General features: G+C 40.6%; 15 protein-coding genes. 9 read left to right on the top strand and 6 right to left on the bottom strand.

Features of this window, described 5'->3' with window-relative positions:
* The first annotated feature begins 157 nt into the window (after window positions 1–157).
* Window positions 158–1,213, top strand: coding sequence for a VOC family protein (locus AC1XUO_RS20575; RefSeq protein ID WP_483331654.1), 1,056 nt, complete (start codon window positions 158–160; stop codon window positions 1,211–1,213).
* Window positions 1,214–1,306: 93 nt separating this feature from the next.
* On the opposite strand, the gene AC1XUO_RS20570 is transcribed toward AC1XUO_RS20575, so the two are convergent.
* Entirely contained in the window at window positions 1,307–2,290 is a 984-nt protein-coding gene (locus AC1XUO_RS20570; RefSeq protein WP_483331653.1) for a 1-acyl-sn-glycerol-3-phosphate acyltransferase, read from the bottom strand.
* A gap of 234 nt (window positions 2,291–2,524) precedes the next feature.
* Between AC1XUO_RS20570 and AC1XUO_RS20565 the strand changes: the two genes are divergently transcribed.
* The 4 genes from AC1XUO_RS20565 (at window position 2,525) to AC1XUO_RS20550 (ending at window position 6,785) form a co-directional block, all read left to right on the top strand.
* Window positions 2,525–3,613 carry a hypothetical protein gene (locus AC1XUO_RS20565; RefSeq protein ID WP_483331652.1) on the top strand — a complete coding sequence of 363 codons (1,089 nt, stop codon included), beginning with the start codon at window positions 2,525–2,527 and terminating at the stop codon, window positions 3,611–3,613.
* Between the two features lie 18 nt (window positions 3,614–3,631).
* Window positions 3,632–4,480 carry a TIGR01459 family HAD-type hydrolase gene (locus AC1XUO_RS20560; protein WP_483331651.1) on the top strand — a complete coding sequence of 283 codons (849 nt, stop codon included), beginning with the start codon at window positions 3,632–3,634 and terminating at the stop codon, window positions 4,478–4,480.
* Between the two features lie 46 nt (window positions 4,481–4,526).
* Window positions 4,527–4,997, top strand: coding sequence for a Uma2 family endonuclease (locus AC1XUO_RS20555; RefSeq protein WP_483331650.1), 471 nt, complete (start codon window positions 4,527–4,529; stop codon window positions 4,995–4,997).
* 246 nt (window positions 4,998–5,243) lie between these two features.
* Complete coding sequence (locus AC1XUO_RS20550) at window positions 5,244–6,785, top strand: YifB family Mg chelatase-like AAA ATPase (RefSeq protein ID WP_483331649.1); 1,542 nt, start codon at window positions 5,244–5,246, stop codon at window positions 6,783–6,785.
* Between the two features lie 14 nt (window positions 6,786–6,799).
* Here AC1XUO_RS20550 and AC1XUO_RS20545 read toward each other — a convergent pair whose 3' ends face one another.
* The 5 genes from AC1XUO_RS20545 to AC1XUO_RS20525 form a co-directional block, all read right to left on the bottom strand.
* On the bottom strand, window positions 6,800–7,924 hold the full coding sequence (locus AC1XUO_RS20545; protein WP_483331648.1) for an acyltransferase family protein: 1,125 nt from the start codon (window positions 7,922–7,924) through the stop codon (window positions 6,800–6,802).
* A 432-nt stretch (window positions 7,925–8,356) separates the two neighbouring features.
* Window positions 8,357–9,493: a DUF6438 domain-containing protein gene (locus AC1XUO_RS20540; RefSeq protein WP_483331647.1), complete on the bottom strand. Its 1,137-nt coding sequence runs from the start codon at window positions 9,491–9,493 to the stop codon at window positions 8,357–8,359.
* 25 nt (window positions 9,494–9,518) lie between these two features.
* On the bottom strand, window positions 9,519–10,301 hold the full coding sequence (locus AC1XUO_RS20535; RefSeq protein WP_483331646.1) for a hypothetical protein: 783 nt from the start codon (window positions 10,299–10,301) through the stop codon (window positions 9,519–9,521).
* 194 nt (window positions 10,302–10,495) lie between these two features.
* Window positions 10,496–11,320, bottom strand: coding sequence for an enoyl-ACP reductase FabI (locus AC1XUO_RS20530; protein WP_483331645.1), 825 nt, complete (start codon window positions 11,318–11,320; stop codon window positions 10,496–10,498).
* Window positions 11,321–11,441: 121 nt separating this feature from the next.
* A complete protein-coding gene (locus AC1XUO_RS20525; RefSeq protein WP_483331644.1) occupies window positions 11,442–12,452 on the bottom strand; it encodes an alpha/beta hydrolase in 1,011 nt (336 codons plus the stop codon).
* 112 nt (window positions 12,453–12,564) lie between these two features.
* Between AC1XUO_RS20525 and AC1XUO_RS20520 the strand changes: the two genes are divergently transcribed.
* The 4 genes from AC1XUO_RS20520 (at window position 12,565) to AC1XUO_RS20505 (ending at window position 16,634) form a co-directional block, all read left to right on the top strand.
* The gene (locus tag AC1XUO_RS20520) at window positions 12,565–13,251 is read left to right on the top strand and encodes a response regulator transcription factor (RefSeq protein WP_483331643.1); all 687 of its coding nucleotides are present in this window, start codon (window positions 12,565–12,567) and stop codon (window positions 13,249–13,251) included.
* A 120-nt stretch (window positions 13,252–13,371) separates the two neighbouring features.
* Window positions 13,372–14,352, top strand: a complete 981-nt coding sequence (gene hemB, locus AC1XUO_RS20515) for a porphobilinogen synthase (RefSeq protein WP_483331641.1) — start codon at window positions 13,372–13,374, stop codon at window positions 14,350–14,352.
* 148 nt (window positions 14,353–14,500) lie between these two features.
* The gene (locus AC1XUO_RS20510; protein ID WP_483331639.1) at window positions 14,501–14,893 is read left to right on the top strand and encodes a GxxExxY protein; all 393 of its coding nucleotides are present in this window, start codon (window positions 14,501–14,503) and stop codon (window positions 14,891–14,893) included.
* 157 nt (window positions 14,894–15,050) lie between these two features.
* The gene (locus tag AC1XUO_RS20505) at window positions 15,051–16,634 is read left to right on the top strand and encodes a M20/M25/M40 family metallo-hydrolase (RefSeq protein WP_483331638.1); all 1,584 of its coding nucleotides are present in this window, start codon (window positions 15,051–15,053) and stop codon (window positions 16,632–16,634) included.
* The last annotated feature ends 18 nt before the right edge of the window (window positions 16,635–16,652 follow it).

Below are 16,652 nucleotides of genomic sequence, written 5' to 3'. Positions count from 1 at the left end.
ATGTCTCCTGCTAATTTCAGGCCATTATTTATTCCATTTCCCAGTCTTTATTGCTGTTTTATTTTGTAAAATTGCGTGTCCTAAGGCTTCCAATAGAGTAAATTCTGCCCTTGGATAAAATCTTTTTAACGAATACCTAAAAAAATATAACACCTTCATGAGTGCTGCTCTTATTTCCGGAATACAACAAGTTGGTCTTGGTGTTCAAAATGTACCAGAGGCTTGGCAGTGGTATCGCCGGATTCTTGGTTTTGATGTTCCTGTTTTCGACGATAAAGCCGAAGCTCCTTTGATGACTCCCTATACCGGGGGAAAAGTTCATCAGAGACATGCAGCACTTGCCCTCAATCTGGCAGGTGGCGGCGGACTGGAAATCTGGTCATTTACAAGCCGTGTTTCACAACCCGCAAATTTCAAACTGGAACTTGGAGATTTGGGGATCAATGCCATTCGTTTCAAAACGCCTGACGTTAAGAAAGCACATGCCTGGGTTAAATCGCAGTCAAAAGAGGCCGTAGGACCGTTGGTCACACTTCCGGAAGGCGAGGGCTTTTGGGGAAACGACCCTTATGGAAATATTTTTCAGATCACGAGTGACACTTCCTGGTTCCAGAACACCGGAAAACCGGTAGGTGGTGTTGCAGGGGTAGTTGTTGGTGTTACCGATATACAAAAATCAATTTTATTTTATCAGACACTGATACAAAATCTGGAAGTCGTTTACGACAAAACAGATGTATTTGAAGATTTGCCTACTTCAATTTCAGGCCAGCGTTTTCGTCGAGTTCTACTTCGAAAAAACTTTACACCGGAAGGAGCATTCAGCAGACTTTTGGGAAATATCCAAATCGAATTAATTCAAGCACTGGACCGCACGCCGAAAAAAGTTTTTGAGAACCGTTATTGGGGCGACTGCGGATATATCCATCTATGCTTCGACGCGCTTGATTTGGCCACGCTTAAAACAAAAATGCAGGCAAAAGGCTACAAATTTACGGTCGACAGCGAATCATCATTCGGAATGGAATCAGCCGCAGGCCGGTTTGCCTATGTGGAAGATCCTGACGGAACTTTGATCGAAATGGTAGAAACACACAAATTGCCAATTTTGAAGAAAATCAGCTGGTTTTTAGATATTCAAAAAAGAAAACATCAGAAACCACTGCCCGACTGGATGTTGAAAATGATGGGCTTGAACAGGGTAAAAAATTAGACTTTGAAAAAAATGGGGTTGCCACGAATACACAGATAATCACGAATATTCGTGGAATTTGTGTATTCGTAGCAAAAAAAATTTAACAAAATTTTAGCGATAACGGTTTCCCATCCAGGCCAGAATTGGCAAAGCGGCAAAAACCGCAAGCGCCACTTTAAATCCGGCAAATATTCCAACGATAGCTGAAATTAAAAGGACGATCAGCGGGTAGATATATAATAATAATCCAAATAGTGCGGAATCATAAAAAACACTTCTGGCGGTAATTTTCGCGACCTTTTTATGAAAAATCTGATAAATCGGGCGATGAATTAACCGGCCGAACCATCCCAGCCCCTGAAGCAAAAAGTTTCCTTTCGAAGGTATAGAATTGGGTCCGAAAAAGTTATTGATAGCAGATACACGTTCCTCCTTTGTTGCATTATCAGGAATTGTCAGAATTTCCTGGTTCATCTTGACATAGAGTATCTCGTTGAATTCCCGAAGCCATTTTTCATAATCGTCCGGGCTTGTTTTGATATCCGTATAATGAATTGCATCACCAAAACGAATAGCGGCACGTTTGCCCGTTCCGCGGTAATGTTCGTAATTCATACCTATCGGAATCACCTGCATTTCTTTCAGATTACTTTCTCCAAACCAGGCCTGATGCGCCATCCTGGCGGTTCCTTTTCCTAACGGACGCAATTTCCACTCATTCACACAAACACCTTCTGAAAAAATAATAACAGCGTGTCCTGCACTCATTGCATCCAGACTTTCCTTCATCGTGATGTCAATATTTTTAACCGCAAGTCTGCCTTCTGAGCCCCGGAAAACAGGAATAAGATTAATTTGTCTTAACCAAAACGCCACCGAAGGTTTTTTGAACGCATCGCCACGGGCAAGTGTAAAAATTGGCTGCGTAAGCGTTGCACCAATCACAAGTGCATCAAAAAACGAGTCCGGATGGTTAGATGCGAGTAACAATGGTCCCTTCTTTGGTACTTGTTTAAAATTAACAACAAGCAGACGACGCAGGAAAATTGGCAGCGCGAAACGTATCAGAAAGCGGGAAAAATAGAAAAAATACAAAATATATTAAGGTAAGTTTCGGCACAAAACTAATGCTAAATTCTTTTTTAAAGAAGTATTGCAAAATTTCAATTTCATTTTCCTCTGATTGTCAATATTTTATAAAAAACAGCCATCATTAACATAAAGACGAGAACATATATTCTATCAGTGAAGTTGTTAACTTTGTAACACTTTATCACTAAAAAGTACCCGAATTCAGCAACAAACGAACTAATAATCTTGAGTAATTTCATGCGTATAAAAGACTATCCAGCCATTATTGAAAAAGCCTGGGCGGGATTTGATGATTCCATATCCATTAAATTGGTTGAAGACATAAGTGCCAAAGTATCAACCAATCACGTATTCAGAGTAACCTTAGACAACGACGATATTGTTATTGCCAAGCTTTCCTATTTTGGAAAATACGAACATTTTAAAGAAGATCACCGGATCATCCAGGCTGTTTCAAACAATCTGTTATATCCATTTGAGAACGTAGTTGCCAAATCACTTTTAAAAAATAATCAGGTTTACACTTACCGGTATCAGGAAGATTTTCTGGATACCTGGGTTGTTTTTTATAATCCGATCAGGGCTATGCACCGGATGCCGAAAAGACTGGACGAAGATCATATCCGGAAACTTGGCCGCGAAATGGCGAAATTTCACCAGGCTTGTTACCGTGTCGGAAAATCTATTCCCAAATCTTCAAAAAAACTGAGAACGGATATTCAGCATTTGCTTGATATTCTGGATACCGAAGCGGGGCAATATGAACACAGAATGCATGTCGACTTTTTGAAAGAACAATGTGAGATTTTTCTGAAAAATGTTCAGAAATTAAACGTCATCTCCTTTGATATGATGCCGGTTTTTGTAGATTGGAATATAGGAAATTTCTCAGTCACAGAAGATCAGCATTTATTTTCGCGGTGGGATTATGATTGGTTCCGGGTTTCGTCGCGTATCATGGATTTCTATTTTTTCAGCAGGGTAGTTTCCAATGTTGGTGACCGCACGGTTTTCAGTTATCTGATCACGCCGCTGATGGAAGACCGGTTTATGATATTTCTGGAAGAATACCATAAAGTATATCCACTGTCGGAAAATGAAGTTAGGTTTATGAAAGAGGCATATCGCTTTTTTATTCTTAACTATGTAATAAAATATGGAAAATACTTTTTTCATAGAACTTACTCTACCAAATTGCAGCGAGAAGCTTACGAGCTCTACTTCCCGTCCATTGACACTTTCGATGCGGATAAAATTCTGAAAGTTCTCAATATAACACCAGCAGTTAAGACAGGTAAGAAAAAAACAAGTTTAGACAAATCGTAAATTTAAGACGCCAATTACATGATTTTAGACAATTTTAAGTCCGTACTATCGAAGTACGAAGTTATTTTCTTTGATGCATTTGGCGTTCTTAAAACCTACAATGGATTGATTCCCGGAATTGAAAATACTTTTGCGTACCTAAAAGAGACAGGAAAGGATTTTTATGTTGTAACGAATGACGCATCCCGCAGTCCTGAACAACTGGCAGAATCCTATGTAAAATTAGGCATCAATGATGTGACGCCAGACCGGATTATTTCTTCGGGAATGCTGGCCCGGGAGTATCTGGAATTGAAGGTCAGAAATGGCTTTGTGGCTTACCTCGGAACAGAAAATTCTGCTCATTACATTGGCACAGATGATATTAAAACACTATCCATTCGTGAACTGGATTTGGCGGACATCAACGATGTCAACGCTTTGGTTTTTCTGGATGATGAAGGGTTTGACTGGAATACCGATCTGACCAAAACGCTAAACCTATTACGTAAACGCAACATTCCCGTAATCGTTGCCAATACAGATAAAACTTATCCTGCTTCTAAAACGCGCCTTTCCATCGCCGTAGGAGCGCTGGCGAAAATGATTGAAGATACCATCGGCAGACAGTTCATCCGATTCGGAAAACCTGATCCTCAGATGTTTATTTTCGCATATCAGCACATCAAAAACTACCCGAATGTCAGTAAAAGGGATATTTTAATGGTGGGCGATACGCTGCATACCGATATACTCGGCGGGAATAAATTCGGACTGGATACTGCGTTGGTTTTAACAGGAAATACTCAAGCCATCGACGCAGAAGTCCGGATCAGGAGTACCGGAATTATCCCGACTTATATTTGTGTTTCGGCGGTTGTGGAGTGACAGTTGTAAGATTTAATTTTTTATATTTGTTTAAAACAAAGACGCTATGGACTTACGAGCAGTTGAAATTACGGAAATTGAAACCCCTCTTGAAGAAACCATGTCTTTGAATCATTCTCGATTAACTTATCGTTTAAGTGTACTACTTTCCGTATATGACGCCAAATTTGACGTTATGCCTGAACTTGAACTTGAATTATTCAGCGGAAGGGTAAAACCTGATATCTCAATTTTTCAGAATTTAGTCTTCAACTGGGAGGAAGATATAATCCTTTATACAGAGCCGCCAATCACAGCAATTGAAATCCTTTCTCCGACACAGGCTTATGACGCCTTAACGGGAAAAATCAGGAAAATATATTTTCCAAGCGGTGTGCAATCTGCCTGGATCGTGATGCCTTCTGTCAAAACACTTCAACTATTTTTACCTGATAATTCAGTTCAGTATTTTACAGATTCCTTATTTGTGGATCCGGTAACTAATATTGAGCTTGACTTGAAAATGGTGTTTAAATAATAGTTACTTCTTTCTTCGAATTTGAAATCAATCCTGATGCCAGCGATAGGCGGATCTCATCTCTCGTCTACTCAACCTTGAAGCAACTACTGTAACCTTTTTGCAGGGTTTTAATCAAATTAAGAATAACAACATCTCGCGCCTGGCTTATCTTGATTTGCATATACAAGGTTATCACAAATCCTGTTAATTTTGGAAAGGATTTGTCTGCTGACTTCCACACACTATCAAATCAAAACCAGTATTATGCTTGCAAAAACTTTCGGAAGTGCTGTATATGGCGTCAATGCCAAAATGATTACGATTGAGGTACAGGTTGGACAAGGCATGCACTTCCACATTGTTGGCCTTGCAGACAGTGCTGTTAAGGAAAGTGAACACCGCGTTGAAGCTTCTTTGAAATACTTCAATTATAAAATGCCCAGGCAAAAGGTGATTGTCAACCTGGCACCTGCGGATATCCGCAAGGAAGGATCAGCTTACGACCTTCCTATTGCACTTTGTATTTTGCAATCCTCGGAACAAATCAGCTCCGTTCATAATCTCGAAGATTATGTGATCATGGGCGAGCTTTCGCTCGACGGAAAGTTACGCCCGATCAAAGGCGTTTTACCCATAGCGATTGAAGTCCGTAAACAAGGTTTTAAAGGTTTTGTCCTGCCCGCAGAAAATGCGAAAGAAGCGGCAATTGTTAATAATATTGATGTTATTCCCGTGGAAACGCTGGAAGAAGCGATCGCTTTTTTTGAAGGAAAAAGCAGTATAGAACCACTTGTTGTCGATACCCGGGATTTATTTTTTACAACACAAAATGAATATGATGCCGACTTTGAGCATGTTCAAGGTCAGGAAAATATAAAACGTGCTTTGGAAATTGCTGCCGCAGGCGGGCACAATGCCATCATGATCGGGCCTCCGGGAGCCGGAAAAACCATGCTGGCAAAACGCATACCGAGTATTTTACCACCGCTGAGCTTACCCGAAGCGCTGGAAACGACAAAAATTCATTCGGTAGCCGGCAAGCTCGGGACACACATGGGATTGGTTTCGCGCCGGCCCTATAGAGCGCCACATCATAGCATCAGCGACGCAGCCTTGGTTGGAGGAGGAAGTTTTCCTCAACCGGGTGAAATTTCGTTGGCGCATAACGGAATCCTGTTTCTGGACGAACTTCCTGAATTTAAAAGAACAGTGCTGGAAGTAATGCGCCAGCCCCTGGAAGAAAGAAAAGTAAGCATTTCAAGAGCGAAATTAACGGTTGAATTTCCGGCAAATTTTATGCTGATTGCCAGCATGAACCCGTGTCCTTGCGGCTATTACAATCATCCGGATAAAGAATGTGTTTGCGGGCCGGGTGTTGTTCAAAAATATTTAAATAAAATCAGCGGACCGCTCTTAGACCGGATTGATCTTCACGTGGAAGTCACGCCCGTGACTTTTGACCAGATTGCCTCCACACGAAAATCTGAAAGCAGCGCGCAAATCCGCGAGCGGGTGATAAGGGCGCGGGAAAGACAATCAGAGCGTTTTAAAGATAACAAAGAGATTTATTCAAACGCCATGATGCCTCCGGAAATGGTAAAGAAAATCTGTACAATTGAGCCAGCAGGAACGGCCCTTTTGCGCACGGCCATGGACAGGCTTGGACTATCGGCACGCGCATATGACAGAATCCTGAAAGTTTCCCGCACCATTGCAGATCTGGCCGGGAGCGATGAAATCCGGGTAGAACATTTGGCTGAGGCCATTCAGTATCGGAGTCTGGATCGGGAAAACTGGGCAGGTTGAAATGGGTAGTACTTTCAGGTTTGTGGATGCGAGTGGTTTTGAAAATTCCGTTCAATTTCAAAAGGGTGTAAAGTTTTGAAGGAAGATTGTTGGATTGCTGCTTTATAACCATTCCGGATAAATTTATTTGCAGGAATTTCTACGAATCTTGTTACGATGTATGCAAGCAAAATATTGAGCAAAACCACAAGAGCAATGACGAAGTAACTATTGGCGTGGGTATACGTTACCAGAGAGTCAATTATTTTGCGCCCCATGTATTGATGTAAGAGGTAGAGACTGTATGAAATTGTCCCTAAAAAAACCAGCTGGGGCTTTGCCAAAAATTTCATCTTTCCATAAATCAGCATCGCGAATACGGCATGATAAAAAAGGATGATCAGCAGATGCTCCTGGCCAGAAATAAGGTACATAGCTCTTCCGCCCTTGTCGTGCAGATAGAACGACCCAAAAATCGATATGCCCATTAGCAAGAGATTTTCTATGGAAAAACCCTTGCATGAAAACTGGTAGAAAAGAATACCAGAAAAAAACAGCGGGAAGTGGTTAATGAGCTGAATTTTGGTAACGACCAACGTATACAGACTTGGATAAAATGGCCTAAAAAAATGAAAGGCTAATATTACCAGCAGCGTGAGCATTCCGGACAATTCAATATCCTTGATTTTACCGGTCATGTAAACACAGAGAATCCAAAGATAAAATATTAACTCTACCGCCAAAGTCCAGTAGGAACCGTCCAGATCCTCAACGCCGAAATAGGCCGGAACCATGGTCATATTGACCAGAATATCTGAAAGTTTGAAATGTTGAAAGTCGTATATTAAAACAAAGGCAGAGGTGATGAGCACACACATCCAGAATGCCGGATAAAGCCTGCCGAAGCGATAGACAACAAAACTTTTCCAATGACTAATTTTATTAAGACTGAGGCTGATCGTAAATCCGCTGATCATAAAAAACAGATCTACGCCGGTAATACCATACCTGAACGTAAAATCGGAATTGATGTGTGGCTGGTTGTAGGTATAATGAAAAAGTACGACGCTCAATGCCGCCAGACCGCGTAGTGCATCAAGCTCTTGTAATCTGCCTGATTGCCCAAACGCATTTTTACCATGCGAGGAGATTTGTCCCATCTATATAAAGATTTGATCATGACCCATATGCGGGTCACCGTAGAGTTTTAATAAGCTTATGTAAGAGAATTACCCGTTTTGGTGCTGATTGATCCAGACCGGAAAATTAACTTGCTGACCGGCTACTGCAATGGGAAAACAGCATACGGATGCTAAAATGAAGGAGATTGAATTTGTTTTCATAATGATAGTGTGTATAATGGATATTGCAATCTTTAATAACAGCACTTACCGTATTAATACTATACGTTGGACAAAACCAGAGGAAATGCACATGCCGCTATCAATTACAATAATACAAAAGTTTAATTACGAATTAGTAAATACGTTTTAAGATTTTAAATCTTTCGTATCATTTCAATTCCCGATTAAACAATTTTTGATGAGACTGACAGATTGAAGGCGATGATCGGCTTTTGAGGAAAATTATATTTATTTCTCATAGTCCCGTCTGTCGGAAATTCTGACCAATAAATCATTCTGCTGCAAAAAATTGTATCCAAGATCCAGCGTCACATATTTGCCGTCCTCTGACTTGATTTTATAATATCGTCCATCCGTCGTAGCCTTTATTGACCCTTGCTCTCCGTAGGCATGTAAAGCGTATTTCTCAACAAACTTCCTGTTTACAGAATTTGCAGTGTGTAACAGATTTGCCAGGTAAAAGCTTTCTGATTTAGCAAGCCGGATCAACTTATTACCTTTCTCAAACGAAGAAATTTTTTGAATGTAAAATTTGTCCCGGTTAGGTAACTGATTAAGAATCAGTTTTTGATCAATTAAGCTGATTGGAAAATAGGCCCAATAGAGTTCCGTAGGAGCCTGGTATCCATAATCACTTATTGTTCTGTAAATTCTCCCGTTTTTTATGAGCGAAATCGTTATTTCGTTGTCATCAGTCCAACTTGCCTCATATTTGACTTTCAACTTTTTCAAGTTAGCTTTCCTGAATTTTAGTTCAAGCTCCCGAAATTGTTTTGTAGACATTTTAGAAGAATAAAAACCATTGTTTTTTGTATGATGCTCATTATGGATGATCACTTCGCCACTTTGTGATACCATTACATTATTTATTGGACAGCTTCCAAGGCAACCGGAAGAGGAAACAATAATTTGATCAAATGGAACTTGTGGAGCCAACTTGTAATTACTCCTTTCATAAATTACATGGGCTGAATCATTTAATGTAAGTTTTAAAACTTTACTATCAAGCTTTAGAATTTCGTATCGATCCCATACATTATTTGCCAGATCAAAAATTAACAATCGGTTGCCTTCGATACGATATTTCGTCTCAGTACCCAAAAACTGAATATATTCCCGGTTATCGTTGCTGAAATACCCAAGTTTGTTTTCGCAAAAACCAGATTCACTAAATGTATAACCGGGTTTAGATCCAATTTCCAGAGGTGATTTCTCCATTGAATCCGCAGGTGATTCATATTTTAATTCTACTTTAACAAATGTCCAGTCACCAACAATAAGACGGTCATATTCCTGGTGAACTTGTGGTGTAGAAGGAGAAGTTAGTAAACAAATCGTCCAGATAACATGATTTACCAGTCCCATGAGCGTATCATATTAGTTTATACTTCTACAACTCATCAACACTTACCCCGCCCAATTCCTGGAATAGTGTTTGCCAATAATGCGTCACATGTGGATTATTTTCCTTTGATGAAGCTGTCGCCTCAAAGGGCGAAACGATGGTAATCTGAGGCGAACCAATCACATATTTTTCCAGCTTCTTCACGTCGGATTTTGCTTCCTCTTCGGCCTGAGCGTCTGATACCGGCGGTTGCTTATGAAAATCGCGACGATCTGCACCTTTGACACTCTCGATCATATCACTGAAATAGTATACGCTGACTTGCGCACCACTTTCGCCAGCCTTCGCAATGACAGGTAAACTAGCCCAGATATCCGTTGACTGATTGGAAGAACCTGTATTTTGCTGATTTAACTTTAATAACAGTTGTCTTAAAAAAATACCCTTCTCACGCTGTAAAGATAGCTGAAACGCTGTTTCAATGGCCTCACGGTCGGTTGCATTCGCGCCGTCATTGATCTCTTTTTCGCTACGGATTGTCAACGATAAGGCCCGCGCTTTTGAAGTATTTTCATGTATGTAGTAAACCTCCAGCTTGTCGCCTTTATTTTTCATGTTGGTCTCCATGATGTCAGTAAGCGTTTTCCGATATTTTTCATTAACGTAAGCCCGGTTTACGTTGACACTTTGGGTTTTATCTAAAAATACCAAGGTATAAATTGGAGTATCGGGAGTTGCCTCTGCTTTTTCTTTTTCAATACCGCAGGCAGCCAATAAGAACACAAGCCCGGAAAGCACAGCATATTTGATTTTGAACGAACGTTGCATAGGAGACTATTGATTAATAAGCAAATTCATGGCATTAGATTTACGAACGAAACTACTCAGTTCGTCAGAACCATACAACGCCAAACGGGATGGACGGTTTAATTATTTTATCAACACACAAGAATCCCTCCAGAACGGTCAGTTTTGGAGGGATTTTTCAATTTATTAAGAAAAAAACAGCCTTAAAATCAGTTTTAAGCTTTGTTTTGATTCTGAATCATTTGAACCAGTTCTTCCGAAATACCAGTTGAAGAATAACCTCCGTCATGGAACAAATTCTGCATCGTTACCATACGCGTCAAATCTGAGAATAAAGAGATCGTGTAATTCGCACAATCATCAGCCGTAGCATTTCCCAACGGGCTCATTTTTTCTGCGAACTCATAAAAAGCATCGAATCCGCCAATTCCAGAACCTGCCGTTGTTTTGGTAGGAGACTGAGAAATCGTATTAACACGAACGTTTTTAGCTTTTCCATAACGGTAACCGAAGCTGCGCGCAATACTTTCAAGCATCGCTTTTGCTTCCGCCATATCCGTGTAGAAAGGATATGTACGCTGTGCTGCGATATAAGATAATGCTACAACAGAACCCCACTCGTTGATGGCATCCATCTTTTCTGCTACCTGTAAAAATTTATGAAGCGAAAGAGATGAAACATCAAGACTTTTCAGGTAGTAGTCATAGTTCAGATCGCCATACGGTTTTCCCTTACGAATGTTTGCGCTCATACCAATCGAGTGCAAAACAAAATCTACTTTTCCGCCCAACACATCGATCGACTCGGTATATAATTTTTCAATATCTTCAACAGAAGTGGCATCCGCGGGAATAATTTTCGCATCACAAACTTTCGCCAATTCATTGATTGCGCCCATACGCATTGCGATCGGTGCATTCGTCAAAGTGAATGTAGCTCCTTCTTCTTTTGCTTTCAGCGCAACTTTCCAGGCAATTGAATTTTCGTCCAGTGCCCCGGATATTATCCCTCTTTTTCCTTTTAATAAACCGTATGCCATGATTTTTTATTGTTAATTACGAGTTAACGCCCTTTTTGGCCGACAAAGTAACAAAATTTTGACTGCTTAAACCACAATCTTTTTATAATAGAAAGCATTGGGATTGTAGCAGTCAAGGATATTATTTAATTGATTCTACTGGTTTTAATGATAATTTTTCTTCAAGAAACTGCTCCGTAGCTTTGTAAACTCCCTCAACATCCTTCGAACGCAGGTAGGAACCAATCACATGATCGCCGCTATTTGGAAATGCCTTCTCAACTTTCAGATTGGACGGTGTTCCAAGTTTTGAAAACATATCCAGCATTGCTTTCACAGAAACAACCTGATCCTGCTCTTCTTCATTTTTGTAATAATAAGCCAGAAAAACAGGCATTTTAATCTTTTCGTAAACCTCTGGTTTGGCCACTGCATCAATCGTTTGCTGGAGTGCCATGAGTCCGTTAGTATGATAACTTTGCAGCCAGAAATTAGCGCGGTCAGGAATCGTGTCCGCTGACTTGCGTCGGTCGCCCATAATTCCATGCAAAATTTGCTTTCCCCATGGACCTGTGATCAGTTTCAGCGCCGGCGAGGCCACGGCCATGCAAGGAGAATAAAGTACGATGCCTTTAATTTCAGGATTTGTCGAGGCAAGATAAACGGTTAATAATCCACCGGCAGAAGTTCCTACAATAATCACGCTGTCGCCCAATGCTTTACCGATAGCCAAAGCACGTTTTGCTCCTGCGATAAAATTTTCCGAAGTAAGGTCATCAAAAGCATTGGAATCACTGATGCCCGCATCGTGCATACGCGCCAGGTATAAATTCGCGCCATATCGTTTGGCAAGGTTCCTGTGAATTGGCTCTCCTTCTGCCCAACTAGCGCCGAAGCCGTGGATATAGACAATACTGTATGGTGTTTTTTCTTTTTTAGAGGTATCCGCCCAAACTATTCTGGCCTGATTATCTCTTTTCATGTCTTTTATCGCAGCTTCAGATGCATTGATTTCCTGTTCAAGCTGAGGCAAATTGTGGCTCACCTGAGGAAGTGCAGGGTCTGGCACTGTGGCAGTTACTTTCGGACCAACAAAATACACGATGATGAGTAAGGCCAGTATGGCAACGATCCACACAATAATTTTTAACATATATTATGATTTTTGAAGGTTTCTTTACTCCGAAAGTTCGTTAGTTTTATACTGCATTCCAATTAAGACAAGCAAGGAAGCAATAAACATTAATAATTTTAGCCAGGAAAAAATGCCCAACCTCTTACTTGTTGAAGACGACGCTAATTTAGGATTACTACTTCAGGAATATCTGATCGATAAGGGATTTCCCACAGACCTCGCCACAGACGGGCAGAAGGGCTGGCAATCTTTTGTTGATAATCAATATGATCTCTGCATTTTTGACGTAATGATGCCAAAAAAAGATGGGTTTTCACTGGCAAAAGAGGTACGAATGAGTGGCCGTGATGTCCCGATTATTTTCCTGACTGCCAAATCGATGAAGGAAGATACCATGCAGGGATTCCGGGTTGGTGCGGATGATTATGTGACAAAACCTTTTGACCGTGAAGAACTTATCCTGCGCATTGAAGCAATACTAAGAAGATATCGAAAACAATCGGATCTGCCCGAAGAAAGCGCAGTATTTCAGGTTGGCAATTATACTTTTGATTATAGTCACCATCAATTATCTGCTGACGAAAAAAATACAAAACTGACCAGCAAAGAGTCCGAGTTACTCAAACTTTTTTGCCAGAACCTTAACCAGCCAATCAGTCGCAGTTATGCACTGAAAACAATCTGGGGAGACGATTCTTATTTTAATGCACGAAGTATGGACGTTTATATCACCAAACTCCGGAAACATTTCAAAGAAGATCCCAATATCCAGATCATGAATTTGCACGGCGAAGGTTTCAAATTAATGGTTGGATAAGGCAGAAAAATTACTGCGGTGAAACTCAAATTATTTCTCCGCGGTTTTCTGTGTAAGAAATTATTTACTAAAAAAGCCATAAGCGAAAGCTGATCGCCCATAGCTGACTGCCCGTATAAAATGATCTATTTAACCCGTCGCCCAAGACGCAACCGAAAATCTTCTGCTATCAGGGATTTGGTCCAGGAAACCACACTTCAGGTTTCAGATTTTATCTTTCCAATGTTTATTCAGGAAGGCACCAACCAGAAAGTTGAGATCAAATCAATGCCTGGCATGTACCGATTTTCTCTTGATACCATTCTTGAAGAACTAAAAGAAGTAACTGATCTGGGAATCCGAGCTATCGATATTTTCCCAAATTATGCCGAAGCCAAAAAAGATAAATATGCTTCTGAAAGTTATAAGGAAGACACATTTTATCTAAAAGCCATCACGGCAATCAAGGAAAAATTCCCCGAGCTGGTGATTATGACCGACATCGCGATGGATCCGTACAGTTCTGACGGCCACGACGGCCTGGTTGAAAATGGCGAAATTGTTAACGACGCAACCATTGAAATTTTAGGGAAAATGGCTTTGGCACAGGCGAAGGCAGGTGCGGACATTCTTGGACCCAGCGATATGATGGATGGCCGTATCGGTTATCTGCGTGATACGCTGGACCGTGAAGGACATTCGAATATCAGTATCATGTCTTACTCTGCAAAATATGCCAGCGCATTCTACGGTCCTTTCCGTGATGCTTTAGAATCTGCCCCGAAATTTGGTGATAAAAAAACTTACCAGATGAATCCCGCCAACAGCCGTGAAGCTTTGCTGGAAGCACAATTGGATTTTGCAGAAGGTGCTGATATGCTGATGGTTAAGCCTGCATTATCATATCTTGATATTATTCGCCAGCTTGATGAAAATTTTGATATCCCGATTGCAGCGTATAATGTTTCCGGCGAATATGCCATGATCAAAGCGGCTGCCCTGAACGGCTGGCTTGACGGCGACCGTGCGATGATGGAAGTTTTGATGAGTATTCGTCGCGCTGGCGCGAAATGTATTCTGACTTATTTTGCGAAGGAAGCTGCTGTGATATTAGGATCCTGATTTTAGGATTTTTTGATTTTCGGGATTAAACTTTGCCATTTCCGGGTATTTAAATCTGGATTCCATTACCTACAAATAACTATTGCGTCTAATATCTATCCTTGCCAATGTAGCTTTAAGGTAATTTATGAGATTTAATATTTGTTTGATGGAGCTCGATCAACTAACTTATAAAATTATTGGTGCCTCGATGAAGGTACACAATACATTAGGAAATGGTTTTCAAGAGGTAATATATCAGCGTTGTTTAGCTATTGAATTGACACGTTTGGAAATAGAATTTGTTAGAGAGCAAGACCAAACAATATTTTACGAAGGTTTTCGCGTTGGAACCCGCAGGGCAGATTTTGTGGTCCAAAATCAGATAATTATTGAATTGAAAGCAGTGATAAATTTAGAAGATGCGCATCTTGCCCAAGCAAAAAATTATCTCATCGCTTACAACTTTGATATAGGCTTACTAATTAACTTTGGATCGACCAGTTTGCAGTATAAAAAAATATTTAACTCAATAAAAAACCCTGTCAAAAAACAGGATTAATTACAACGATAAAAAAAGAGGCTTTCTTAAAAAAGTAAGCCTCTTTTTTTATCCTATTAATCCCAAAATCATAATTATCTTGTTACCTATTTTAACATAATTACCTCTTAGCTTTGGAGTACAACCAAACATTTCAAAATCAAATAGAAAAACTAAAATGGACATTCACAACTCCACAGAATTCATTTCTGCCAATCTTATTAATCTTAAAATCCTTAAATCAAGATCCTTGCTTCTCGTCCCAACTTTATTATTACTTAATTTAACCGTTTTCGCCCAAAAGAAGACAAACCTCCCGCCAGAATTCAACATCAAACAATCAGAAACAGAGGCGCATATACGTTTTCTGGCAGGTGATGAGCTTATGGGAAGACGTACAGGCGAGCAGGGAAATTTTGTAGCTGCGCGGTATATCGCTGAACAATTCCGGAAATCAGGCGTTGTTCCCGTTCCGGGAAATACGGCTTCCGGCACTTCCGGTTATTACCAAAATGTTCCTTTTGAAAAGATTGGCTCAAACGGTACAGGAGAAATTATTGCGGATGCCGAAAAACTAAAAAGCGGAAAAGACTGGATTTTAATGAATGGAGAAGCAACCGACTTGGCTGCTCCTCTGGTTTATGCTAGCTATGGACTTGAAAATTCAGCTAAAGGATGGGATGATTATAAAGGACTTGACGTAAAAGGTAAAATTGTGCTGTTACAAAGCGGAACTCCAGATGTGCAGACGCCTTCGGAAATCATCGCTTCGTCTACTGAAAAAAGAAAACTAGCCACAGAAAAAGGTGCGATCGCCATTATAGAATTATTCAATGCACCAATGCCCTGGAATATGGTCAATCGCTATTTTGCAGGTGAACGCATTGCGCTGGCAGATTCAAAAAGTGATTCAAAATCAATTCCCCATGCCTGGGTAAATGGAAAGGAAGCTAAAATTACGAGAGCACTTCGCGCTGCACAAAATGTAACTTTCAAGAGTTCAGGCCGCAAAAGTCAGCTGGTAAACAGCTACAATGTTGCTGGTTATATCAAAGGTTCTGATCCTGTTTTAAAAGATGAATATGTACTGCTGACTGCACATTATGACCATGTCGGTGTTGGAAAGCAAGGCGGCCAACCTTTTACTTCCGAAGACAGCATTTTCAACGGAGCACGTGATAATGCATTTGGTGTGGTTGCACTTTTAACCGCCGCAGAGGCACTTGCCAAAAATCCACCGAAGCGGTCGGTGTTGATTGTAGCTTTAACTGCCGAAGAGGTAGGACTTTTGGGAAGTCGTTATTATGCGGCACATCCTTTATTTCCATTGAACAAGTGTATTCTCAATCTGAATTCTGATGGCGCGGGTTATAACGATACGACAATCGTTTCTGTTATGGGATTAAACCGTACCGGTGTAAAAACCGAAATTGAAACTGCCAGCAAAGCTTTTGGATTGGGCGTTTTTGCTGATCCATCGCCGGAACAGGGACTATTTGACCGTTCTGATAATGTGAATTTTGCGAAAGAGGGAATTCCTGCACCAACCTTTACACCCGGTTTTAAAGAATTTAATGGTGATATTATGAAAAATTACCACCAGGTTTCGGATAATCCAGAGACGGTCGATTTTGGCTATTTATTAAGATTTTGCCAGGCTTATACCTACACCGTAAGACTTGTTGCGGATCGTAAAACGGCTCCACAATGGGTTGCTGGAGATAAGTATGAGGCGGCAGCGAAGAAACTTTATGGGAAATAAAGTATCAGAATTTACAAT

Source organism: Dyadobacter sp. HNCC25DJ186, from assembly GCF_056895235.1.
Note: the sequence above shows the minus strand (reverse complement) of the source record. Positions and strands in the feature narration are given on the sequence as shown.

Bases quoted from the DNA above. Each gene is read 5' to 3' on its own strand.
- AC1XUO_RS20545 (WP_483331648.1), bottom strand. From the start codon at position 7,924: ATGGGACAAATCTCCTCGCATGGTAAAAATGCGTTTGGGCAATCAGGC.
- AC1XUO_RS20565 (WP_483331652.1), top strand. From the start codon at position 2,525: ATGCGTATAAAAGACTATCCAGCCATTATTGAAAAAGCCTGGGCGGGA.
- AC1XUO_RS20540 (WP_483331647.1), bottom strand. From the start codon at position 9,493: ATGGGACTGGTAAATCATGTTATCTGGACGATTTGTTTACTAACTTCT.
- AC1XUO_RS20575 (WP_483331654.1), top strand. From the start codon at position 158: ATGAGTGCTGCTCTTATTTCCGGAATACAACAAGTTGGTCTTGGTGTT.
- AC1XUO_RS20530 (WP_483331645.1), bottom strand. From the start codon at position 11,320: ATGGCATACGGTTTATTAAAAGGAAAAAGAGGGATAATATCCGGGGCA.
- AC1XUO_RS20525 (WP_483331644.1), bottom strand. From the start codon at position 12,452: ATGTTAAAAATTATTGTGTGGATCGTTGCCATACTGGCCTTACTCATC.
- AC1XUO_RS20535 (WP_483331646.1), bottom strand. From the start codon at position 10,301: ATGCAACGTTCGTTCAAAATCAAATATGCTGTGCTTTCCGGGCTTGTG.
- hemB (WP_483331641.1), top strand. From the start codon at position 13,372: ATGATCTATTTAACCCGTCGCCCAAGACGCAACCGAAAATCTTCTGCT.
- AC1XUO_RS20510 (WP_483331639.1), top strand. From the start codon at position 14,501: ATGGAGCTCGATCAACTAACTTATAAAATTATTGGTGCCTCGATGAAG.
- AC1XUO_RS20550 (WP_483331649.1), top strand. From the start codon at position 5,244: ATGCTTGCAAAAACTTTCGGAAGTGCTGTATATGGCGTCAATGCCAAA.
- AC1XUO_RS20555 (WP_483331650.1), top strand. From the start codon at position 4,527: ATGGACTTACGAGCAGTTGAAATTACGGAAATTGAAACCCCTCTTGAA.
- AC1XUO_RS20560 (WP_483331651.1), top strand. From the start codon at position 3,632: ATGATTTTAGACAATTTTAAGTCCGTACTATCGAAGTACGAAGTTATT.
- AC1XUO_RS20520 (WP_483331643.1), top strand. From the start codon at position 12,565: ATGCCCAACCTCTTACTTGTTGAAGACGACGCTAATTTAGGATTACTA.
- AC1XUO_RS20505 (WP_483331638.1), top strand. From the start codon at position 15,051: ATGGACATTCACAACTCCACAGAATTCATTTCTGCCAATCTTATTAAT.